General features: G+C 63.4%; 18 protein-coding genes and 1 pseudogene. 5 read left to right on the top strand and 14 right to left on the bottom strand.

The window, feature by feature from the left end; genetic code table 11:
• Positions 1-2 precede the first annotated feature (2 nt).
• The 3 genes from QCL65_RS03670 to QCL65_RS03660 form a co-directional block, all read right to left on the bottom strand.
• Positions 3-230: a hypothetical protein gene (locus tag QCL65_RS03670; RefSeq protein ID WP_407314946.1), complete on the bottom strand. Its 228-nt coding sequence runs from the start codon at positions 228-230 to the stop codon at positions 3-5.
• Between the two features lie 84 nt (positions 231-314).
• A complete protein-coding gene (locus QCL65_RS03665) occupies positions 315-1274 on the bottom strand; it encodes a diguanylate cyclase (protein WP_407314945.1) in 960 nt (319 codons plus the stop codon).
• 3 nt (positions 1275-1277) lie between these two features.
• Complete coding sequence (locus tag QCL65_RS03660) at positions 1278-2276, bottom strand: response regulator (protein ID WP_407314944.1); 999 nt, start codon at positions 2274-2276, stop codon at positions 1278-1280.
• Positions 2277-2476: 200 nt separating this feature from the next.
• Here QCL65_RS03660 and QCL65_RS03655 point away from each other — a divergent pair, with 200 nt between their 5' ends.
• The 4 genes and pseudogenes from QCL65_RS03655 (at position 2477) to QCL65_RS03640 (ending at position 8191) form a co-directional block, all read left to right on the top strand.
• Positions 2477-4060: an aldehyde dehydrogenase (NADP(+)) gene (locus QCL65_RS03655; RefSeq protein ID WP_407314943.1), complete on the top strand. Its 1584-nt coding sequence runs from the start codon at positions 2477-2479 to the stop codon at positions 4058-4060.
• 117 nt (positions 4061-4177) lie between these two features.
• Positions 4178-5302: pseudogene (locus QCL65_RS03650) on the top strand (methyl-accepting chemotaxis protein); the annotation flags it as partial.
• The gene (locus QCL65_RS03645; protein WP_407316659.1) at positions 5294-6157 is read left to right on the top strand and encodes a methyl-accepting chemotaxis protein; all 864 of its coding nucleotides are present in this window, start codon (positions 5294-5296) and stop codon (positions 6155-6157) included. The pseudogene QCL65_RS03650 and the gene QCL65_RS03645, both read left to right, overlap by 9 nt.
• 117 nt (positions 6158-6274) lie before the next feature.
• Positions 6275-8191, top strand: a complete 1917-nt coding sequence (locus QCL65_RS03640) for a methyl-accepting chemotaxis protein (protein ID WP_407314942.1) — start codon at positions 6275-6277, stop codon at positions 8189-8191.
• 122 nt (positions 8192-8313) lie between these two features.
• Here QCL65_RS03640 and QCL65_RS03635 read toward each other — a convergent pair whose 3' ends face one another.
• The 3 genes from QCL65_RS03635 to QCL65_RS03625 all read right to left on the bottom strand — a co-directional run bounded on the left by QCL65_RS03635 (position 8314) and on the right by QCL65_RS03625 (position 12310).
• Positions 8314-9750: a surface-adhesin E family protein gene (locus QCL65_RS03635; RefSeq protein ID WP_407314941.1), complete on the bottom strand. Its 1437-nt coding sequence runs from the start codon at positions 9748-9750 to the stop codon at positions 8314-8316.
• A 21-nt stretch (positions 9751-9771) separates the two neighbouring features.
• Positions 9772-11436 carry a gamma-glutamyltransferase gene (gene ggt / locus QCL65_RS03630; protein WP_407314940.1) on the bottom strand — a complete coding sequence of 555 codons (1665 nt, stop codon included), beginning with the start codon at positions 11434-11436 and terminating at the stop codon, positions 9772-9774.
• A 106-nt stretch (positions 11437-11542) separates the two neighbouring features.
• On the bottom strand, positions 11543-12310 hold the full coding sequence (locus QCL65_RS03625) for a sulfite exporter TauE/SafE family protein (RefSeq protein WP_407314939.1): 768 nt from the start codon (positions 12308-12310) through the stop codon (positions 11543-11545).
• 86 nt (positions 12311-12396) lie between these two features.
• Between QCL65_RS03625 and QCL65_RS03620 the strand changes: the two genes are divergently transcribed.
• The gene (locus tag QCL65_RS03620) at positions 12397-13308 is read left to right on the top strand and encodes a LysR substrate-binding domain-containing protein (protein WP_407314938.1); all 912 of its coding nucleotides are present in this window, start codon (positions 12397-12399) and stop codon (positions 13306-13308) included.
• On the opposite strand, the gene QCL65_RS03615 is transcribed toward QCL65_RS03620, so the two are convergent.
• From QCL65_RS03615 to QCL65_RS03580, 8 genes are all read right to left on the bottom strand, one after another.
• Positions 13289-14473 (bottom strand): PotD/PotF family extracellular solute-binding protein, encoded by a 1185-nt coding sequence (locus QCL65_RS03615; RefSeq protein WP_407314937.1) that lies wholly within the window; start codon positions 14471-14473, stop codon positions 13289-13291. The genes QCL65_RS03620 and QCL65_RS03615 overlap by 20 nt on opposite strands.
• On the bottom strand, positions 14470-15456 hold the full coding sequence (locus QCL65_RS03610; protein WP_407314936.1) for a CobW family GTP-binding protein: 987 nt from the start codon (positions 15454-15456) through the stop codon (positions 14470-14472). The genes QCL65_RS03615 and QCL65_RS03610 overlap by 4 nt, the downstream gene beginning before the upstream one ends.
• Positions 15453-15752: a hypothetical protein gene (locus tag QCL65_RS03605; RefSeq protein ID WP_407314935.1), complete on the bottom strand. Its 300-nt coding sequence runs from the start codon at positions 15750-15752 to the stop codon at positions 15453-15455. Before QCL65_RS03605 ends, QCL65_RS03610 begins: the two co-directional genes overlap by 4 nt.
• 19 nt (positions 15753-15771) lie before the next feature.
• Positions 15772-16524 carry an SDR family NAD(P)-dependent oxidoreductase gene (locus QCL65_RS03600; protein WP_407314934.1) on the bottom strand — a complete coding sequence of 251 codons (753 nt, stop codon included), beginning with the start codon at positions 16522-16524 and terminating at the stop codon, positions 15772-15774.
• A gap of 19 nt (positions 16525-16543) precedes the next feature.
• A complete protein-coding gene (locus QCL65_RS03595; protein ID WP_407314933.1) occupies positions 16544-17317 on the bottom strand; it encodes an SDR family NAD(P)-dependent oxidoreductase in 774 nt (257 codons plus the stop codon).
• A gap of 15 nt (positions 17318-17332) precedes the next feature.
• Positions 17333-18691 carry an MFS transporter gene (locus tag QCL65_RS03590; RefSeq protein ID WP_407314932.1) on the bottom strand — a complete coding sequence of 453 codons (1359 nt, stop codon included), beginning with the start codon at positions 18689-18691 and terminating at the stop codon, positions 17333-17335.
• A 38-nt stretch (positions 18692-18729) separates the two neighbouring features.
• Positions 18730-19611: a polysaccharide deacetylase family protein gene (locus QCL65_RS03585; protein ID WP_407314931.1), complete on the bottom strand. Its 882-nt coding sequence runs from the start codon at positions 19609-19611 to the stop codon at positions 18730-18732.
• Between the two features lie 70 nt (positions 19612-19681).
• Complete coding sequence (locus tag QCL65_RS03580; RefSeq protein WP_407314930.1) at positions 19682-21031, bottom strand: amidase; 1350 nt, start codon at positions 21029-21031, stop codon at positions 19682-19684.
• Positions 21032-21216: the final 185 nt, after the last annotated feature.

Below are 21216 nucleotides of genomic sequence, written 5' to 3'. Positions count from 1 at the left end.
CACTATAAGTCGCTCAGGATCCTGCCCAAGGCCCGCCAGGGGTATTGCTCCTGATCCTCATTGCGGCAGCCAGACTGGTGAATAAATGAGCGGTCGGCTTCGGCCACGGTTTGTATGGCATGGCACAGCGGGCAGCGCACCAGGTCACTCTCGATGACCCACAGGCGTCCCCATTCGGTCATTCGCTGCGTCATCTGCTGACGGCGTTTTTGCATCAGGTCTTCATCCAATTCAAGCACCTTCCCAGCACCCCGGTCGAACTGCAGAGCCTACATCAGGCCGACGTTTTTTGGCATGCCCAGCCGCCACTGGCATCAGCCCGGCGTATACACCGACACGCGATTGCGCCCCGCCCGCTTGGACGCGTACAGCGCCCGGTCGGCCCACTCGATCAATTCACTGCAGTCAGCCGCCGAAGAGCCCAAGTCGGCCACGCCAATACTGACGGTCACCGCGATGCCCTGCCCTTGATGGGCCAACTGCAACCCCTCGATGGCCTCCCGCAGCCGCTCGGCCAGCACTCGCGCGCCTTCGCTGTCGGTGTCGGGTAACAACACCGCGTACTCCTCACCGCCGTAACGGCCGGGGATGTCCGCCTCGCGGACGTGTTCGCGCAGGGTGTCGGCGACCGCGCGGATCACCCGGTCGCCCACCAGGTGCCCATGTTCATCGTTGATCCGTTTGAAATGATCGATGTCCAGCATCATCAACGCCGCCATGTGGCCGTAGCGCTGGTGGCGCGCGAACTCGTGGCGTACGGCATCTTCCCAATGGCCGCGGTTATACAGCCCTGTCAGGTGATCAGCACTCAGCAGCGTCTGCAATTGCTGATGGCTGGCGTGCAGTTGGCGGCTTTGCGTGGCCACGTTGGTGACGTCGTAGATCACCAGGCACAGGTGGCTGATGTCGCCACGAATCGAACGCAAGGGAGTCAGGGTAGTGTTCTGGAACATAAACGCTTCCTGCCCGGTGATCGGCTGGTAGTTCTTGAACCGCAACAGGTAAGGGCGCTGCTCCCACACGGTAAACGCCGGGGTTCCAAGGGTGGCCACCCCATGCATTTTTTTGCTGAACCAGGCGCGGTCGATTTCGGGAAACAGCTCGAAAAAGTTCTGCCCCACCGCTTGCCGTGGCAGCAGGCCGGAGCGGTTCTCCATAAAGGTATTCCAGACCTCGACCTTGCCGTCTAGGCCCAGCACCACCACCCCCACGTCGATGCTTTGGGTGATTGCCAACAGCCAATGAAATTCGTCTAGTTCAACCGCATTGCTCATGGCTCAACCCATTAGATAGTCGAGTTTGCTGCGCAGGCGCTCCACCGAATCTTCGGTGAACAACAGCAGCAGGTCGAAGTGAATGTCGTAACCGTCCAGGCGGTAGCTGATCTCGACAGCGAGGGTCTGCTTCCAGCGCGAGCGGGCGTTGCTGGCCAAGCTGTCGAGCTGCGCCCGGTCGGCCAGGATTTGCGGGTGGCCCTGGGAGAACATCACGTCCAACTGTTCAGCCAGGCCACTGAGGCAGGCGCCGATCAGCACGGACGAGAGGTCGAGCAGCATCTCTTGGTCGCCGTAGTCCAAGGCGCTGCGCTTCATCAGCCGCGCCATATCGCCCACGCTGCAGTGGTGGAAGATCAGCAGTGCTTCGCCAGCGATGCCGTTGCCTATATAGCCCTGGCACACCACGGTGGACTGCGGGTCTTCGCGGGCATCGGCCAGGGCCATGTGCAACTCGCCGCTGTCGAGCAGGTTGACGTTGGGCACGGGCAAGTGCACGAACACATCGAGCACCCGCGCCAACAGCGCGGCCGCCTGGCCGATCGCAACGTTGACGGCTTCGCGCATGGCGTCGAAAAAATCGAAAGGGATTTGCGCCGCCGACTCTCGCACCACTGGCTGCGCGGGCGCGGCTTGCAACAGCCCGGCCTGGGCCAGGATGCGCTTGAGCAGTTCAGGCTCGGCCGGCTTTTTGATGAACGCGATGGCACCCAATTCGCGCACGCGGCGCATGGCCTCGTCCTGGATGTCACCCGACACCACGATCACCTGGGTGCTCAGGCCTTCTGCGCGGACCGCCTCCAGCACTTGGTAGCCGTCCATCTCCGGCATGGTCAGGTCGAGCAGGGTGACTTCGGCCAGCCCGGCCCGAATCGCCGCCAAGCCTTCCACGCCATTGCGGGCGTGGGTGACAGAGACGTTCCAATCCGCGGGCAGCGCGCGCAACAGCAGCTTGCGGGCCATACTCGAATCGTCACAAATGAGCAATGCGATAGGAGGCATGTACGGTCTATTCTCATCGTTCGGTATGGAACAACCCTACTGGGAAAGTGGCGGTCAATCCAGCTTAAAAGTACCCAACCAGATACAGGTCGGAGCCCTAAGCGCACGGCCCACGGGTCAGCCGGGCGCCGTTTGCGCATCGGTATTCACAGTTGTATGATGTCCGTCAACATCCCGCCCAATTGCCTATGGAGACAACAATGCCAACTATTCTAGGTCACAATTTTATCGGCGGCGGCCGTAGTGCCGAAGGTCAGGCCTCGCTGAAAAGCGTCGACGCCAGCACTGGCGAAGCGCTCCCAATGGCGTTTTACCAAGCCACTGAAAGCGAAGTGAACCAGGCCGTCCAGGCCGCTGATGGCGCATTTCTGGAATACCGCCAGTTGAGCCCTGCGCGCCGCGCCGAGTTTCTGGAAGCCATCGCCGACGAAATCGACCAGTTGGGTGATGATTTCGTAGCCACCGTTTGCCAGGAAACCGCCCTGCCCGCCGCCCGCATTCAAGGTGAGCGCGGCCGTACCAGCGGGCAAATGCGTTTGTTCGCCAAAGTGCTGCGCCGCGGCGACTACCTGGGCGCCCGTATCGACCTGGCGTTGCCAGAGCGTAAGCCGCTGCCACGGGTCGACCTACGCCAGTACCGCATTGGCGTGGGCGCGGTGGCCGTGTTCGGTGCCAGTAACTTCCCGCTGGCGTTCTCCACTGCCGGTGGCGACACCGCTGCCGCGCTGGCCGCCGGTTGCCCGGTGGTGTTCAAGGCCCACAGCGGGCACATGGCTACCGCCGATTGCGTGGCCTCGGCCATCGTCCGGGCGGCCGAACGCACCGGCATGCCCAAGGGCGTGTTCAACATGATTTTTGGCGCCGGTGTCGGCGAGCCATTGGTCAAGCATCCGGCCATCCAAGCCGTGGGCTTCACCGGCTCGCTGAGCGGCGGCAATGCCCTGTGCAAAATGGCCGCCGAGCGCCCGCAGCCGATCCCGGTGTTCGCTGAAATGTCCAGCATCAACCCAGTGGTGGTACTGCCCGAGGCACTCGCCAGCCGCGCAGGCACTGTCGCCAAAGACCTGGCCGCTTCGGTGGTCATGGGCGCCGGGCAATTCTGTACCAACCCAGGGCTGGTCATCGGGGTGCGCTCCAGTGCCTTCAGCGAATTCCTTACCCAACTGCAAGAACACATGGGCAGCCAGGCACCGCAAACCATGCTCAATGCCGGTGGCCTGCGCAGCTACAGTAAAGGTGTCGAGCACTTGCTCAGCCACCCCGGTGTGACCCACTTGGCAGGGCAGGCGCAAGCCGGCCAACAGGCCCAGGCGCAATTGTTCAAGGCTGATATCAGCCTGTTGCTCGAAGGTGACGAGCTGCTGCAAGAGGAAGTGTTCGGGCCGACCACGATCGTCATCGAAGCGGCCGACGATGCGCAACTCAAGCAAGCCCTGCTGGCCCTGCGCGGGCAACTGACCGCCACCTTGATCGGCGAGCCTGGCGACCTGGTCAAATACCAATGGCTTGTGCCGATCCTGGAGCAAAAGGTCGGGCGTATTCTGGTCAACGGTTACCCTACCGGCGTCGAGGTGTGTGAAGCCATGGTGCATGGCGGCCCCTACCCTGCCACGTCGGATGCCCGCGGCACGTCGGTGGGCACCCTGGCCATCGACCGCTTCCTGCGCCCGGTGTGCTACCAGAACTACCCGGACGCGCTGCTCCCCGAAGCCCTGCGTAACGCCAACCCACTTGGCCTGCAACGCCTGGTCAATGGCGAATGGAGCAATCAGCCGATCGATTGATTGATCATCCGCAACACCAAAACGGCGCCGTCATCGACTGCGCCGTTTTTTTGTGGGTAAAAAACGCCTTCAGGTTTGGCCGATTTCGCCGATAGCTACGATGTTAGGTGTGTCCTCATGTCGCGCCTCCTGCTGGATATTTCCAGCGTTTCGAAACGGATATTGACTGGAGAGCAATGCATGAACGGCTGGCTTAGCAATATCAGCGTCACTAAAAAGCTGGCCCTGGGTTTCGGGTTGGTGCTGGCGCTGACCATTCTGCTGGCCGTGGCCGGTTGGACCAGCCTGGGTTCGCTGATCGATCGCAGCGACCGCATGAGCGACATCACCCGCCTCAACAACGCCTTGACCGCCCTGCGCGTCACGCGCTTGCAATACATGATCGCCGACGGTGACGACGCCCTGGCCCAGCAAGTGCAAACCCGCCTGGAAGAGTTCAACGCGGTACGCCAAAGCTTGCGTGGGTATTTCAGCAACCCTAGCAACCTCGAGCGGCTGGACCAGCAAGACACCCTGATGCAAGCCTATGAGCAGTCGTTCAAAAGCATGCGCGCGGCCTACCAGGCCAGCCGTGGGGCAGATGTTGAAATGGGCGCCAAAGGCACCGCCGCGACCGCTCTGGCGCAAACCATCTACGCCGATATATCGGCCGATGCGCAGCTTGAGAACCGCCTGGCGCAAACCCAGGCGAGCATTACCATCAAAGACCAGGTGCAGCTCGCCCGCTTTGAAGTGCGCGGCTATACCATTAACCCTAATGACAAATCCGCACAAGCGGCCCTCGACCAGTTGGACGCAGCCCTTAGCGGTGTCGATCGCGCCCAGCCCGCCTTGCCCGGCGAGCGCGAACGCCTGGCCCAACTGCGCGCCGCGCTGCAGGAATACCGTGGGGCCGTGCTGCACTTCAAAGCCGCCATGGCCGGCGTAGTCAACGCTCGCGCGCAAATGACCCAACAGGGTAACGACGTGCTGCGCGTCAGCGATGAGCTGTATGCCCAACAAATCGTGTTCCGTGACCTCGACAGCCAACGCGCCAATACCGTGCAGGTGAGCGTAGCCTTGCTGGCCCTGTTGTTTGGTGTGCTCGCCGCATGGCTGATCACCCGGCAAATCACCCGCCCGCTGCAACAAACCATGGCCGTGGTCGCACGCATCGCTTCAGGCGATTTGACCCAGACCGTGCACGTGGAGCGCCGTGACGAACTGGGCATCCTGCAGCAGGGCGTGGGGCGTATGGGCAAGACCCTACGCGAATTGATCGGCGGCATCCGCGACAGCGTCACCCAGATCGCCAGTGCGGCCGAAGAGCTGTCGGCCGTGACCGAGCAAACCAGCGCCGGGGTCAACAGCCAGAAGGTCGAAACCGATCAGGTGGCCACAGCCATGCTGGAGATGTCGGCAACGGTGCAAGAAGTTGCGCAGAACGCCGAACAGGCGTCCCGCGCCGCCACCGAGGCGGATGAGCAAGCCCAGGCGGGCGACAAGGTGGTCGGCGAGGCCATTGCCCAAATCGAATTGCTGTCCAGTGAAGTCACCCGCTCTACCCAGGCGATGGCCAACCTGCAAGGCCAGACCGACAAGATCGGCAGCGTGATGGACGTGATCAAGGCAGTCGCCGAACAGACCAACCTGCTGGCGCTCAACGCTGCCATCGAGGCCGCCAGGGCGGGCGAGGCGGGCCGCGGCTTTGCCGTGGTGGCGGACGAAGTGCGCGGGCTGGCCCAGCGTACGCAACAGTCCACCACAGAAATCGCCACCTTGGTCGCCAGCTTGCAGGCCGGTAGCCAGCAAGTCTCTAAAGCCATGCAGAGCAGCCGTGGCCTGACCGACAGCAGCGTGCAACTGACGCGCGACGCGGGCACCTCACTGGCCCATATCGCCAAGACCGTCTCTGGCATTCAGGGCATGAATCAGCAAATCGCTGCCGCCGCCGAACAGCAGAGCGCCGTGGCCGAAGAGATCAGCCGCAGCATTATCAAAGTACGCGATGTTGCCGAACAAACCGCCGAGGCCAGCGATGAAACCGCCGCCTCCAGTGTTGAGCTGGCCCGCTTGGGCGGCCACCTGCAAAGCCTGGTCGGCCACTTCAAGGTGTGAGCCGACGACAGGCAACGCCAGGATTTAAAGAAAGCCAAGCCAGAGCCGATCCTACGGGCGCTGGCTCAGCAAATACGCAATGCGCGGCAAATTTTTACTTTAGATGAAGGGACAAATATGAACAGCTGGTTTGGCAATATCAGCGTCACCAAGAAACTTACCCTGGGGTTCGGGCTGGTGCTGGTATTAACCGCATTGCTGGCCCTGACCGGCTGGAACAGCCTGGGCAGTTTGATCAAGCGCAGCGATTGGATGAGCGACATCTCCGGGCTGAACAACAGCCTGACCAAACTGCGTATCACCCGCCTGCAATACATGCTGGCCAACGGTGACGACACCATCGGCCAGACCGTGCAAACCCAGCTGGACGTCTACCGCACGCAGCAGGCCAAAGTGCTCGCCTCGTTCAAGAGCCCAGAGAACGTCCAGCGCCTGCAAGAGCAGGCCAAGCAGATTGGCCTCTACCAAGACTCGCTGACCCGCATGCGCGCCGCTTACACCACCTCCAACAGCGCCCGCCAGGCGATGTCCAGCGCCGCCGACAGCGCCAATGACATCGTCGCCGCGTTGTACAACGCTGTGGCTGAACAGTCCGCTGGCGACGACGAACTTCGCCAGTATCAGACCGCTGCCCGTGCTCGCGAGTTGGTCACCCTGGTGCGCTTCGAAGTGCGTGGCTATATCAACAACGTCAACGATAAAACTGAGAAGGTCGCCTTCGCTCAACTCGACAGCGCCAAGAGCGAAATCGCCGGCATGGCTGCGCTGTTGCCAGGCCAGGCCACCCGTCTTCAGCAACTGAGCGCCGCCTTGCAGGCTTACGGCGACTCGGTGAACAACTTCAAGCAGTCCGTCGCCGCCATTGCTGCTACCCGTCAAGAAATGACCGATGAGCAAGCGGTGATCGTGCGCCTCAGCGAAGAACTGTACAAACTGCAGATGGACCGTCGCGACGTCGAGAGCGCCCAAGCGCGCACGCTGCAAATCAGCGCCGCGTTGCTGGCGTTGCTCTTTGGCGTGCTGGCCGCGTGGGTTATCACCCGGCAGATCACCAAGCCACTGCAAGCGACCATGGAAGTGGTCGAGCGTATCGCCGGTGGCGACCTCAGCCAGCAAATGGTCGTTACCCGTCGTGATGAACTGGGCGTGCTGCAACAAGGCATCGCCCGCATGGGCCAGACCCTGCGCGAGTTGATCGGGGGTATTCGTGACAGCGTCACGCAGATCGCCAGCGCAGCGGAAGAGCTGTCGGCCGTGACCGAGCAGACCAGTGCCGGGGTGAACAACCAGAAAGTCGAGACCGACCAGGTTGCCACCGCCATGCACGAAATGACCGCCACCGTGCAGGAAGTCGCGCGCAACGCCGAGCAAGCTTCGGTGGCCGCTACCGCAGCCGACGAACAAGCCCGCGCCGGTGACAAAGTGGTTAACCAGGCCATCGCTCAGATCGAACGCTTGGCCGATGAAGTGAAGCGCTCTACCACTGCCATGGAAGTGCTGCAGAACGAAAGTCAGAAGATCGGCAGCGTGATGGATGTGATCAAGGCCGTGGCTGAACAAACCAACTTGTTGGCCCTCAACGCCGCCATCGAAGCCGCCCGCGCGGGTGAAGCTGGCCGCGGCTTTGCCGTGGTGGCTGACGAAGTGCGTGGCCTGGCCCAACGCACGCAGAAATCCACCGAAGAGATCGAAGGCTTGGTGGCCGGCTTGCAAGCGGGCACCCAGGAAGTGGCGAGTGTGATGCTCAGCAGCCGTGGCTTGACCGACAGCAGTGTGGAGTTGACCCGCAAAGCCGGTGTGTCGTTGTCAGACATCACCCGCACGGTGTCGAGTATTCAGGCCATGAACCTGCAAATCGCTGCAGCTGCCGAGGAACAAAGCTCGGTGGCCGAGGAGATCAGCCGCAGCATCATCAATGTCCGCGACGTCTCCGAACAGACCGCCGCCGCCAGCGAAGAAACCGCGGCCTCCAGCGTTGAATTGGCGCGTTTGGGTAACCAGTTGCAGATGCTGGTCAGCCATTTCCGCGTTTGATCGTTGGTAGAGCAAAAGATCGCGGGCGTAGGAGGGGCCTTGGCCCCGATCTTTTGCTCTTCGGCCGGCATATGTATCAAAGCAAAAGATCGGGGGCGAGCCCCCTCCTACGTCCGATCCGTTCACCCCTCCACCGCCTGCAACTGCCGCCGATCGAAGTAGAAATCGTTCGGCGCAGTGCTCGCCTTGAAGAACCAGCCATGGTTGGGCAAGTAGTACACGGTGTCCACGCGTTTATGCTCATCGCCCTCGGCCGAACAGCTCAGCCGCTTGGCGACCCCTTGCAACCGTGCGCTCAGGGTACTGGCGGGGACTTCAGCCTCCACGCTGCAACGCTCCACGATCAGCGCCTTACCGTACTCGCCCACCACACTGTTGGTGGTCACCCCCTGATGGCTATAACTCAGTTCGGCGCCCACCGGCATGGTTTTCCAATCGCCTTTGAAGCTTAGGCTGGTCAACCCCGAACTGTTGTTCATGCTTTGCCCGTCACCTTTGAACAGGGTGGTGTCGACCAACGCAAATAGCCCGCGAAAACTCACTTCACTGCTGTCATAGCCATCGCCGCGCGTGCGCACGGCCATTTGCCCGGTGGCGGGGTCGACACTGAACAGTTTCTCTTCACGCAGGGGCTTGCTTTTGCCTTTGAGGGTGGCGGTGCCGGTTTCCACCACCCGGTGCAGAGGCACGGTAGCGGCTGGCAGGTTCAGGCGCTTGATTGCCATCAGTACACCCGCGTTGACCCCTTTGGTTTGCAGCGCGACCGGCGCCTTGTTGCGGGGTTTGAACGGTGGCAACTGCGCCGCTTTGCCCGGCGCGGCACAGGCCACGGCGAACAGAGCTTGCTGCTCGGGGTCGGCCTTGCTAAAGGGCTGGGGCTCGGCCAGGGGGAACAGTTTGCCATCGGTGACGATTTGGTTTTGGTCCACATCGTACAGCCCTAGTAAACGCCAGCTTTGCGCTTGGCAGTCGGCGGCATAGCGCTCGCGGCGCTGGGCGAACGGGGCGTCGTAGGGCGGTTCCAGCTCGGTACTGGGCAAATCGAATGCACTCCAGAAGCGTACCGTGGTGCCATCGCGCTGCAGGCTGGCGCGGTCCAACAGGGTCCATTCGCCCTGGCCTTCGACTTTGACCGCGCGCCAGTCTGGCCGGGGCGTGGTGGCACAGGCTTGCTTGAAAGCGTCGTTGGCTTTCAGTGCTTGCAACTGCTCGGCCGGAATACGACTGCCCGGTACATACTTGCCATCGGCGCTGCCCAGGTAGATCCGCCGCGCACCGTCCAGGTACAACAGGGTCGCGCTAGAGCCGTCGCAGGCAGCTTCGACCTGGGCCAGGTAGTGGGTGTCGCCGTCGGCTTGCAGCACTGAATAGTTGAGGGTGTCGCCTTCGCGCAACAAACTGGCGGGCACCGGCGCCAACGCCAGGGTGTCGCTGAGCAGGCGCGCCCCTTGGGGGTTCGGCGCGGGCGCCGGTGCCGGCGCCTCGGGTTGGCTGGCGCAACCGGCCAGGACCGCGATGGCCAGTAGTGCCAGGCTGCGCTGCATAAACGGTGTGTGCATAGGTTGAAGTCCTTGGCCGGGTTACGGCACTAGAATGCCTTGGCCCCGGCCCCGTGGGTCGGAAGCGGTTTCCACGTGGCGGCCGTTGACCCGAATAGCCTGTACATCGCCCATGCGCCAGCCCTGGTTCTTCAGGGTGTAGCCCATGCGCTCGAGGCCCTGGGCCTGCTCGCCCTGTAAGGGCGCGAAAGAGTCGAAGAAGATCGTGTCCTTGGGCAGCAACTGATGATGCACCCGCTGCGCCGCCACGGCTTGCTGCAGCGGCAAGTTATAGTCGTAAAGGTTGTTCATGACCTGAAAGATCGTGGTGAAGATCCGCGAGCCGCCCGGGGTGCCCAGCACCAGCGTTACCTTGCCATCGCGGGTGACCAGGGTCGGGCTCATGGACGACAGCATGCGCTTGCCCGGCTCAATGGCGTTGGCGTTGCCGCCCACTACGCCAAAGGCGTTAGCCACGCCGGGCTTGGAGCTGAAGTCGTCCATCTCATCGTTCAGCAGAAAACCCGCGTCCTTGACCACCACACCACTGCCGTAATCGAAGTTAAGGGTGAAGGTGTTGCTGACCGCGTTGCCTTGTTTGTCGACAATGGAGAAGTGGGTGGTCTGGTTCGATTCCAGGCCCGGCTTGACGTCCGCCGTGGGCGAGATGGCCGTAGGGTTGACTTCGTCGGCGCGCTTGATCAGGTAGGCCGGGGCGATCAGTTTATTCACCGGGGCTTTGACGAAGTCGGGGTCGCCGAGGTAGTCGGCGCGGTCGGCGAATACCCGCTTTTCGATCTCGGCCAACAGGTGAATATAGCGCGTGGCGTTAAGCGGCACGTCTTTGAAGTCCGCTGCCAGCAGCTGTTTGATCCCCAGCAGTTGCGCCAACGCGACACCGCCGGAGCTCGGCAATGGCGCGGTGTAGACCACGTTACCGCGCCAGTCGATGTGCAGAGGTGGGCGCCAGTGTACCTTGTAGTCATGCAGGTCTTTGGCGGTGATCAGGCCTTGGTCTCGCTGCATCTGCGCCACCAGCAGGCCAGCGGTTTGGCCTTGGTAAAACTCGTCGGCGCCGCGGTCGGCGATGCGCTCCAGGGTTTGCGCCAGCTCCGGTTGGCGGAACAGCTCGCCGGCCTTCATGCTGGCGAAGTAGTCAGCAAAATTGGTGCCCTTGAAGGTTTTCAAGGCTTCTTCGCGGTACTGGTACTGTTTGTCTGCCACCACGAAGCCGTTCTTCGCATAGGCCACGGCTGGGGTCAGCAGTTGCGCCCAGGGCAGCTTGCCGAAACGCTTGTGGGCCTCCCACATGCCGAGCACAGTGCCGGGCACGCCGCTGGCTTTGGCCCCCACCAGGCTGAGATTCTCGATGACCTGACCTTTCTCGTTCAAGTACATGTCGCGGTGGGCCGCCGCCGGAGCGCTCTCGCGGTAATCGAGGAAGTAGGGCTTGCCATCGACGAACATCGTCATAAAGCCACCGCCGCCAATGTTACCGGCCTCGGGGTACGTCACCGCGAGGGTAAAGGCTGTGGCCACCGCCGCGTCGACCGCGTTACCGCCTTGCTTGAGGATCTGCGCGGCCACTTCAGCGCCGTATTGGTTGGGCGCGGCCACAGCACCGGCATCCAGCACGGCGGCGTAGGCGCCGGAACTGGCCAGCAGGGCGACGCTCAGAGCCAGATGTTTGAACAACAGGATACGCATGACATGTCCTTAGCTATTATTTTCAGCATGCGTCATTAAGGACCATTTGTAGGTGCATATCAAACCGGGTAGAGCGAGAGATCGGGGGCGGGCCCCTCGTGCCGACCTACGGGGGTGTGATCGACAAATGCAGCCCGAGCAGCAGAATGCCGACGAAAAACGCGCGCTTGAACAGCAGCGCATTGATGCGCCGGCGTAGCCATTGCCCGAGCCACATCCCGGCCAGGGCGGGGGCTAGCACCACCAGTGAAGCGCCCAGCTCGGCGCCGCCCAGCGCGGCTTGCCCGTACAGGCTTAAGCCAAGCGCCAGGGTCGAGACCGTAAAGGAGAGCCCTAGGGCCTGCACCAACTCGTCGCGCTGCAAGCCCAGCGCTTGCAGGTAAGGCACGGCGGGGATCACGAACACGCCGGTTAGCGCCGTGATGCAGCCGGTCGCCAGGCCGCAGACAAATCCTAACCAGCCTTCATGGCGCGGGGCGATGGCCAGCGCGGGTAGAAACAAGCCTGCCAGTGCGTAAACCACCAATACCCCACCTAAGGCTCGTTTGACCCACGGTTCACCACTGACGCCCAAAAATAGGCCAGCCCCCAAGGTGCCGATAAACACCGCCAGTAACAGCGGCCACAAGCGCACCAGCAAGCCCCGCAGGTGGCCGCCCGCTGCCAACTGCCAGGCATTGGTCAACATCGACGGCACGATCAGTAAGGCAGCAGCCTGCACCGGAGCCATAGCCAGCCCCAGCAGCCCCATGGCCACAGTCGGCAAGCCCAAGCCAATCACGCCTTTAACCAGCCCGGCCAGTATAAATACGCTCAGCACCCAACTAAAAACGGGCCATCCAAGCTGTTGGTAAAATCCGATAATGTCGTTCATGGCGGCATCCTGACAGCCATGCGCGAGCTTGAAAATCTGCCATATACTGAGCCAGCCTCTTGTTTGGCCATAGGCTGGAGTTTGCCTTGCACTTCGATTTGACTGACCTGCGGTTATTCCTCAACACGTTGGACAGCGGCAACATCACCGCCGGCGCCCAGCGCAGCCACCTGTCACTGGCGGCGGCCAGCGCGCGCATTCGCGCCCTTGAGGCCTCCCTGGGCACCGCACTATTCGAGCGCGGCCGCGGCGGTGTCACGCCCACCGCCGCGGGGCTAGCGCTGGGCCGGCACAGTCGTCAGGTGCTGCAGCACATCGAGCACATGCAGTTCGAATTGGCGCAATACAGCGCGGGTATCAAGGGCCGCCTGCACCTGGCCTGTAACAGTGCGGCGTTAACCGAGCACCTGCCCGAGCCGCTGGCCGAATTCCTCAAGCGCTACCCCACTCTTGAGCTTGAGGTCAGCGAATGGACCAGTACCCGTATCGTGCAGGCCTTGCGCGAGGGCACGCTGGACCTGGGCATTGTCTCGAATGCCGTGGACATGAGCGGCCTGCAAAGCCGCCGGTTTCGGGTCGACCCCTTACTGTTGGTGATCCCCCAAGGGCACCTGCTGCAAGGGCGCCAGGGGCTGGGCTTCGCCGACACCCTAGAGCACGGCTTCGTCGGCCTGCCCGCGCACAGCGCGTTGGGCCAGTTGGTGGCGACACAGGCGGCACAACTGGGCCACACGCTGCAGGTGCGGGTACGCGCCGGCAGCCTGGACGGCGTGTTGCGCATGGTGGCCCTGGGGGCCGGGCTGGGGATCGTCCCGCGGGCCACCCAACAGCGCTGGCAAGGTACGGCGGCGTTGCAATGGCTGCCACTGCCCGAGCCCTGGGCCGCACGCGAGCTGTGGATCTGCGCCCGTGATTTTGCCGCGCTGCCGGGCTATGCCCAAGGGTTGCTGGCGATCCTCGATGAGTACGCGCCCGCTGTCAGTTCTTCGCCGACCTGAGAAAATCCGCCCAGCGCCGCACCAGGTAGTTGTGTTCGTCCATCACCGAGTTCCACACACTGATGTGGCCCATGCGCTGGCTGTAGGAGCCGCCTTCGCGGCAGGCGCCGATGTCGATCAGCGGCTCGCCGTCGCTGCCCATCAGCACTTCCCGGGCCGGCTTGCCCGCGTACCAATAGTCCCATTCGGCCGCCGACAGGTGATCCCGGGCGCGCAGCGGGTTGGAGATGTAAAAACCCTGGCGCGCCATGACCGCCCCCGGCCAGCCGGCCAGCCACCAATTCAGGTAGGCGTACGCGGCGTCGCGCACTTTGCCCTGGGCGCAGCGCGACAGCGACAGCCCGCCAAACCAGGCTCGGTAGCCTTCCTTCGGTACAGCCAGGCGGTACTGCACCCCCGCGCGGTGCAGCTGCATCAGGGTCGGCGACCAGAGGCTCTGGATGTCGATACGCGGCTGCAACATCAGCTCGCCGGCTTCCTGCCCGTCGGACCAAAACCCCGCGAAATGGCCGTGCTGCTGCTTCTGAATCAGCAACTTGGCCAGGTGGTCGATTTCTTCGATACGCAGGTTGCCGATGTTTTCAAACTGGGCCAAACCCGACGCCTGTAGCGCCAGTGCCGCATCGAGGGCCCCGATGGAGGCATCACTTTGCAGGGCAATGCGCCCGCACCACTGCTCGTCGATCAGCCAGGCCCAGCTTTCTTCGGCTTGGCTGAGGCTGGCGGGTAGGCGTTCGGGGCGGTAGGCAAAGCTGTCGGCGTTGTGGGTCAGGGGCAGCATGCTGATAAAGTCGCTTGGCTTGCTCGCCAGGCTACCGTCGTGCTGCACAAACAGCCGATCACAGGGCAGGCTGCCGGTGGCGATACGGTCTTGCGGGTGCAAGCGGCCGCGCTTGGGCAGGTCGTTGATTTCGTCCCACAGCGCCAGGCGCCGGGTGTCGATCGGCTGGATCGCGCGGGCTGGCCAGACCAGGTCAACGTTGTGAAACCACTGGTCGTAGAGGTCGTAGCTCTCCGGCTGCATCACCGCAATGCGTTGCGCCTGCTGCACTTCGTGCACCTGATACTCCAGGCGAATGCCCAACTCGCGCTCGGCCCGCTCGCGAATCGGCTCCAGCAGCGTGACCGAGGTGCCCAGTACCCGCAGGGTGATCGGCTCGCTCATGGGGCCAGCCCAACGTGCCCGATAAAGGCCTCGAACGAGCGGCGCAACTGCGCTACGTCCAAGTCGCGCACGATAAACACCAAGCGCGAGCGGCGCTGCTCGCTCGGCCAGGCCGGCAGGTGTACGGGCGCGTGCAGGCAATGCTGTACGCCATGGATAACGATCGGTTGCGCGCTGTCGGTCACGTCGAGAATACCCTTGACCCGCAGAATGCGGGGGCCGTGGCATCTTAGCAGCATGGACAGCCAGACACCGAACGTCATCCAGTCCAACGGCTGCTCGAATTCCAGGCAGCACACCTGGGCCTGGGCGTGGCGCTGTGGGTTGACCGGGGCGAAGAGCTGCCAGCGTTGCACCTCGGCGGTCACGTCGGTGTGCACGCCCTCCCCCAGCAGCCATTCATCGCCCTGGGTCACCTCGGTGACCAGGCGTTGCTCGGCACCCGGGTTGAGTTGCCCCAGGGCCAGGCGTAAGGCCTCAACCACGGGTGGCTCGACCAGGTCTGCCTTGCTCAACAGCAGGCGGTCGGCCGCCGTGACCTGGGCCAGCCACTCCGGGTGCAAACCTTGTTGCAAGGCGGCGTGCTGGGCATCCACCACGGTGATCAGCAACCCGAGGTGGTAACGCCCGCGTAGCTGCGCATCCTTGGCCAGGGTGGCCAGGATCGGTGTGGGGTCGGCCAACCCAGTGGTTTCCAGCAAGGCCCGCCGGAATGCCGGAATCTCACCGCGCCCGCGCCGCTCATGCAGGCTGAGCAACGCCGCCTTAAGGTCGCCGCGCACCGAACAGCACACGCAGCCACTGGGCAGTAGCACGGTGTCGGGGGCGATTTCCTCGACCAGTAAATGATCGATGCCCACTTCGCCGAATTCGTTGATCAACACCACCGTGTCGCCCAGGCTCTGATCCGTCAGCAGGCGCTTGAGCAGGGTAGTTTTGCCGCTGCCGAGAAAGCCGGTGATGACGTTCAGCGGCAAGCTCATGGCTGCGCCTCGAGGCGTTGCAGCAGCTGTGGGTCCAAGGGGTCGAGGGGGCGGCCGAGCATGCTTTCGGCCTGGGCCCAGAGCAGGTCCAGGCCGCTGGCCAGTTCTTGGCGGCCGGTCGCGCTTTGGATCAAGTAGGCGCTGCCCTGGAAGTCCGAGACGCTCAAGCGAAAGGCCCCAAGCACGCGGTTGATCGCTTTGATCCGCTGCAAGCGCTCGCGCCGGCGCGGCAGGGAGTCGGCCACCGAATCGCTCCAGTGGATGTCTTCGCCGAGTAAGCCGCAGAGTCCGCACATGCTTAGCCCTCCCTGCCGGTCATGGCATCACATCGCCGGAATTCGGCCCCAGGGTCTGCCCCACGAACAGGTTGCCGCCGGGCTCGGAGGCCAGCAGCACCGCCACCGGCGCCACTTCCTCGGCCAAGCCGAAACGGCCCAGGGGCAACTCGGCGGCCTTGGCTTTTTTCCAATCGGCGCTCAGGCCTTCCACCAGCGTGGTGCTGATTGGGCCAGGGGCGATGGCGTTGACCAACACGTTGTCCTTGGACACTTCCAGCGCCAGGGATTTGGTAAAACCAATCACCCCAGCTTTCGCCGCCGCATAGTGGGTAAGCTCCGCGCCGCCCTTGATGCCCAATTGCGAAGCGACGTTGATGATGCGCCCCCAACGTTGCCCGAGCATCGCCGGCAGCGCGCGCTGGCTAGCAATGAACACGCTGGTGAGGTCGACCCGCAACATGTCGTCCCACATGGCTTGGGTCAGGTCGACGCAGCGGGCTTGGGTCAGCATGCCCGCGTTATTGACCAGAATATCGATGCTGCCAAAGGTCGCGATGCACAGGTCAACGCTGGCCTGGGCGCCTTCACGGGTGCCGACGTCGGCCACGCATTCGTAGACTTCGGCCCCCAGCGCACGGCATTGCGCCGCGCTGCGCTGCAGGCTTGGCCCATCGCGGTCGGCCAGCACCAGGCGCGCGCCGGCCTGGCTGTACGCCAGGGCGATGGCGGCGCCAATGCCGCTGCCGGCCCCGGTGATCACGGCGCGGCGGTTTTCCAAAGGTCGGTTCATGGTGCACTCCACAGGCGATTCAATCGGGCCAACGTACGGTCAGGCCGCCATCGATAATAATGCTTTGGCCGGTCAGGTAGCTGGCCTGGGGGCTGGTCAGAAAACTCACCAATGCGGCGACCTCATCGGCCCGCCCCACCCGCCCCAGCGGGATCGACCGGGCGGCTTTGGCCAAGCCCTCGGGGCCCAAGGAGTTTTTGGCGTCCAGCGATTGTGGGGTTTCGATCAGGCCGGGGATCACCGCGTTGCAGCGAATGCCGCGCGGCGCCAGCTCTACCGCCAGCGAGCGGCACAGGCCCGGGACACCCGCTTTGGCGGCGGCGTAGTGGGCGTGGTCTTGCCAGCCATACACGCCCCCGGCAATCGACGAGATCGCGACCAGCGCCCCGCCGTCGGCCATGTGCCGCGCGGCGGCGCGGAAGGTGCGCATGACCCCGGTGAGGTCAACGTTGAGCAATTCGTGCCAGCGTTCGTCGGTCATCTCCAGCAGCGGCGACGCCCGCAGCAGCCCAGCGTTGGCCACGGCGTAGTCGAGGCGGCCGAAGTGGCCGATGGCGGCCGCTGCCAAGGCGTCCACCGAGGCGCTGTCGGTGACGTCCAGCGGCAGCATGACGCATTCGCCCGCCACCGCGGCCACCAGGTCCAGGGTCACTTCAGGGTCGTGCGGGTCACCGGCGAAATAGCCACCGACCACGCGCACGCCGCGTTCGGCATACGCCACCGCCAGGGCCTGGCCGATGCCGCTGGCGGCACCGGTTACCAGTGCCACAGGTTGAGGGGTTGCAACGGTCATGATGTGCTCCTTAGTTCATTTGATGCTGTCGGGGGCGACGTGACGAGCAGCCAGCATCACCGCGCCGGACAAGAAGCAAGGCACGGCGCCAAACCAGATGGCTGCACTGGCCCACTGGCCACCGGCGGTCAACACCCCGGTGATACCAAGGCCTGCCACCACCGCACCGATCGGGCCCATGGCATGCACAATGGCGCCGCCGGTAGCACGAATGCTGGTGGGGAAGCTTTCGCTCATGAAGAACAACAGCGCCGAGTAAGGGCCATTGAGAAAGAACAGGCCAACGCTGTACAGAGCAACCACCGTGACCAGGTCGCTGGGGGCGTAGATCATGGCGGCAAACGCTACCCCACCGCACATCCAGCCCATGGCCACGGTGTTACGCCGGCCGATCCGGTCGCCCAACCAACCGTGAAAAAGGTAGCCGCAGAAGCCCACCAGGTTGGACAAGACCAGGATCCACAGGGAGTTCTGGAACGAAACGTTGTGCACGCTGACGATCACCGAGGTGCCCAGCACGCTGAACACTTGAATGGCCGACCAGTTCAGCAGCAACGCCACGCTCAGCACCAGTGTCGCGCGCAAGGCCGGGCCTTTGAAAGCGGCGGCTACACCGGCTTTGGCGTGTTCGGCATAGTCGACCCCATAAGCCTGGGCGACTTGACGGGCACCGGCCTCATCGCCGGCTTTGCGCAATTGAGCGATGCGCATGTGCACTTGGAACTGCGGGCTCTCCTTGAGCTTGCGGGCTAGCACTGCGACCACGAATGCGGGAATGGCGGCGAAGATAAAGCAGCCTTGCCAGCCGATCACGGGCAACAACAGGGCGGTCAGGCCTGCGGCGATCAGCGCGCCCACCGGCCAGCCGCTTTGCACCAGGCTGTAGATAAAACCGCGACGTTTGATCAGCTTGGGGTCGGTGGATGCCGCGTAGATTTCGGTCAGGTAGGTGGCGTTGACCCCCTCCTCCGCATATCCCAAACCGGCGCCCGAACGCACCGCCACCAACGCGCCCTTGCCAGCCCCGGCGGCAAATGCGGTGAGCAACGAACACAGCGCGGCACCGGTCACGGTGAACATGATGCCGGCGCGCCGCCCGATCTTATCCACCACCGGCCCAATGGCAAATGCCACGACCGCGCCGCCCAGGGCTACCCAGGTGGCGATCTCGGCCTGCGTGGCCTGGCTCCAGGTGAAGTGCTCACCCATGACCGGCAGCAAGGTGCCGAACAGAATGAAGTCGTACACCGCGAAGACCCAGGCGAAGAAACAGATCCAGGTCGAATACGTCACATCCTTTGACGAGAGTTGTTGCGGTTGCCAAGGGGTGGTTGAAGCATTCACTGAAGCGGTAACGGCTGCAGGCGTAGTCATGGCGAAACCTCGAAAGGACAGCTCGGGTAGGTGGGTAATCAGCGCTGGCGAGGCTGGCGCTGGATAAAGTCGTCGGCGATCTCGTCCATGGTCACAAAGCGCACACCGGCATGGCCTTGCATGTGCTCGATCAAGCGTTCGAGCATCAGCAGCACCTGCGGGCGGCCAGAAACATCGGGGTGGATGGTGATGGGGAATACGGCGTAGTCGCTTTCGCGGTAGACCCAGTCGAATTGGTCGCGCCACATTTCTTCCAGGTGGCGTGGGTTAACGAAGCCGTGGCTGTTGGGCGCTTTTTTGATGAACATCATTGGCGGCAGGTCGTCGAGGTACCAGTTGGCGGGGATCTCCACCAGGTCGGTCTCTTCACCGCGTACCAGAGGTTTCATCCAAGTGTCGGGGTGCTGGCTGTAATCGATTTTGGTCCACTGGTCGCCGACGCGGACGTAGTACGGCGAGAAGTCGTTATGCATCAAACTGTGGTCGTACTTGATGCCCTTTTTCAGCAGCAGCTCGTTGGTCACCCGGCTGAATTCCCACCAGGGCGCCACGTAACCGGTCGGGCGCCGCCCGGTCAGTTGGGTGATCAGCTCGATCGACTTGTCCAGGACGATCTCTTCCTGCTCTGGGGTCATGGCAATCGGGTTTTCGTGGCTGTAGCCGTGGATGCCCACTTCGTGCCCGGCGTCGGCCACGGCCTTCATTTGCTCGGGGAAGGTTTCCACCGAATGGCCGGGGATGAACCAGGTGGTGCGCAGGCCATATTTCTCGAACAGCTTGAGCAAGCGCGGCGCTCCGACTTCCCCGGCGAACAGGCCGCGGGAAATGTCGTCAGGGGAGTCTTCGCCGCCGTAGGAACCCAGCCAGCCGGCGACTGCGTCGACGTCGACACCGATCGATACCAGTATTTCTTTAGCCATGAAAAATTCCTTGCGCCCGGTTCTATCCAGCACTCGACAGGGCCGGGCCCCCGTCGCGGCTTTGAAAAAGTCAGTTCAAGGCGTGCTCGACGGCCAGCGCCATGCCGAGCAGGCGCCGGTCATCGCCAGCGGGCAGCGACAGCAACAGGCTGGTGGGCAGGCCCTGGGCGTCGACGCCGCTGGGCAAGGCCACGCTGGGCATATCGAGCAGGCTGCCGGGCATGGTCAGGCGCAGGGTGGCCAGGTTGCAGCGCACAAAGGCTTCGCTGTCTGCCAGCAGTGGCGCCAGCAGCGGGGCCACGTGGGCCACCGTGGGGGTCACCAACAGCGCACCGTTCAATTCTTCCTGCACGCGGGCCTGCAGTTGCGCACGGGCGCTGTACAGCTTTAACAACTGGCTGGCTGGCATTGAACGCGCGGTTTCGAGGCGCGCCCTGACTCTGGGGTCGAGCTGCTCGGCGGCGCTGCTGTCGAGCAGTTGCTCATGCAGGGCGAAGGCTTCGGCCGCGCCCAACCAGCCCTGCTGCTCAATGCTGTCGAGGGTGGCCTGCCACACGGGCAACGGGCGCCGGTCGATTCGCGCACCGGCCTGTTCCAGCCGCGCCAGGCAGGCCTCCAAGTTGTCCCGTACGGCCGCCTCGACGCGCTCGTCGGCCAGGGTCGCGGGGTCTACGCGCAACAGCAGCGTGCGCGGGTCAGCCATGGCCGGCACGGCGCCGCCCAATAGCAGGTGATCCACCGCGATGGCGTCACGCACGCTGCGCGTCAGAGGGCCGAGGCAATCCAGCGAGCGGGCCAGGGGGAACACGCCGGCGAAATCGTAGCGTTGGCGACTGCTGCGGTACCCGACCAGGCCATTGAACGCCGCAGGAATGCGAATCGAGCCGGCGGTGTCGGTGCCCATGGCAATTGGAACGACGCCCGCCGCCACGGCCACGCCCGAACCCGATGACGAGCCTCCCGGCACCCTGGCCTCACGGCTGTAAGGGTTACGCGGCGTGCCGAAATGCGGGTTCAGGCCCAGCCCCGAATAGGCGAACTCACTCAGGTTGGTTTTGCCCAGGCTGACCATCCCGCCACGGGCTAACTGCTGCACCATCCAGGCGTCGGCCGCCGCAGGCATCTGCGTACGGCGCACTGCCGCGCCCGCCGTAGTGACGCTGCCGGTCATGTCGAACAGGTCTTTCCAGGCGATGGGCACGCCGTCCAGGGCCGACAACGGCTGGCCAGCGCGCCAGCGCGCGGCCGAGGCTTGCGCTTCGCGGCGGGCGCGTTCTGCGCTCAGCTCGATAAACACATGCTCAACGCTGCCGGCCTGCGCCAGCGCAGCGTCCAGCACCTCGACCGGGTCACAGGCGCCAGAGGCATAAGCTTGAGCGATGGCCAAGCCATCGGCAGTGCGCGGATCGAACGTCGGCATGGCTACTCCACAACGAACCTAAAAATGTACACTCTCAAATGTACATTTATTTAATAAGTACGTTTTATGTGGCAACCTTTGTGCCAGCCTGCTATTCGTTTGAATAGTTTTTATCAGCCTACCGCACGATCCGCGGGTAGGAGGGGGCTCGCCCCCGATGTTTTAACCGCAGGCGCAGATTGTGG

It is taken from the genome of Pseudomonas sp. nanlin1 (genome assembly GCF_045571515.1).
Classification (GTDB): Bacteria; Pseudomonadota; Gammaproteobacteria; order Pseudomonadales; family Pseudomonadaceae; genus Aquipseudomonas.
The sequence above is the reverse complement of the archived record's forward strand: the minus strand, read 5'-3'. Positions and strand labels throughout refer to the sequence as shown.

What these genes read in the sequence shown, in the direction of transcription:
- QCL65_RS03585 (WP_407314931.1), bottom strand. Translation starts at nt 19,611, where the DNA reads ATGGCTAAAGAAATACTGGTATCGATCGGTGTCGACGTCGACGCAGTC.
- QCL65_RS03605 (WP_407314935.1), bottom strand. Translation starts at nt 15,752, where the DNA reads ATGTGCGGACTCTGCGGCTTACTCGGCGAAGACATCCACTGGAGCGAT.
- QCL65_RS03580 (WP_407314930.1), bottom strand. Translation starts at nt 21,031, where the DNA reads ATGCCGACGTTCGATCCGCGCACTGCCGATGGCTTGGCCATCGCTCAA.
- QCL65_RS03640 (WP_407314942.1), top strand. Translation starts at nt 6,275, where the DNA reads ATGAACAGCTGGTTTGGCAATATCAGCGTCACCAAGAAACTTACCCTG.
- QCL65_RS03595 (WP_407314933.1), bottom strand. Translation starts at nt 17,317, where the DNA reads ATGACCGTTGCAACCCCTCAACCTGTGGCACTGGTAACCGGTGCCGCC.
- QCL65_RS03590 (WP_407314932.1), bottom strand. Translation starts at nt 18,691, where the DNA reads ATGACTACGCCTGCAGCCGTTACCGCTTCAGTGAATGCTTCAACCACC.
- QCL65_RS03660 (WP_407314944.1), bottom strand. Translation starts at nt 2,276, where the DNA reads ATGCCTCCTATCGCATTGCTCATTTGTGACGATTCGAGTATGGCCCGC.
- QCL65_RS03625 (WP_407314939.1), bottom strand. Translation starts at nt 12,310, where the DNA reads ATGAACGACATTATCGGATTTTACCAACAGCTTGGATGGCCCGTTTTT.
- QCL65_RS03665 (WP_407314945.1), bottom strand. Translation starts at nt 1,274, where the DNA reads ATGAGCAATGCGGTTGAACTAGACGAATTTCATTGGCTGTTGGCAATC.
- QCL65_RS03610 (WP_407314936.1), bottom strand. Translation starts at nt 15,456, where the DNA reads ATGAGCTTGCCGCTGAACGTCATCACCGGCTTTCTCGGCAGCGGCAAA.
- QCL65_RS03655 (WP_407314943.1), top strand. Translation starts at nt 2,477, where the DNA reads ATGCCAACTATTCTAGGTCACAATTTTATCGGCGGCGGCCGTAGTGCC.
- ggt (WP_407314940.1), bottom strand. Translation starts at nt 11,436, where the DNA reads ATGCGTATCCTGTTGTTCAAACATCTGGCTCTGAGCGTCGCCCTGCTG.
- QCL65_RS03645 (WP_407316659.1), top strand. Translation starts at nt 5,294, where the DNA reads ATGGGCAAGACCCTACGCGAATTGATCGGCGGCATCCGCGACAGCGTC.
- QCL65_RS03635 (WP_407314941.1), bottom strand. Translation starts at nt 9,750, where the DNA reads ATGCACACACCGTTTATGCAGCGCAGCCTGGCACTACTGGCCATCGCG.
- QCL65_RS03600 (WP_407314934.1), bottom strand. Translation starts at nt 16,524, where the DNA reads ATGAACCGACCTTTGGAAAACCGCCGCGCCGTGATCACCGGGGCCGGC.
- QCL65_RS03615 (WP_407314937.1), bottom strand. Translation starts at nt 14,473, where the DNA reads ATGAGCGAGCCGATCACCCTGCGGGTACTGGGCACCTCGGTCACGCTG.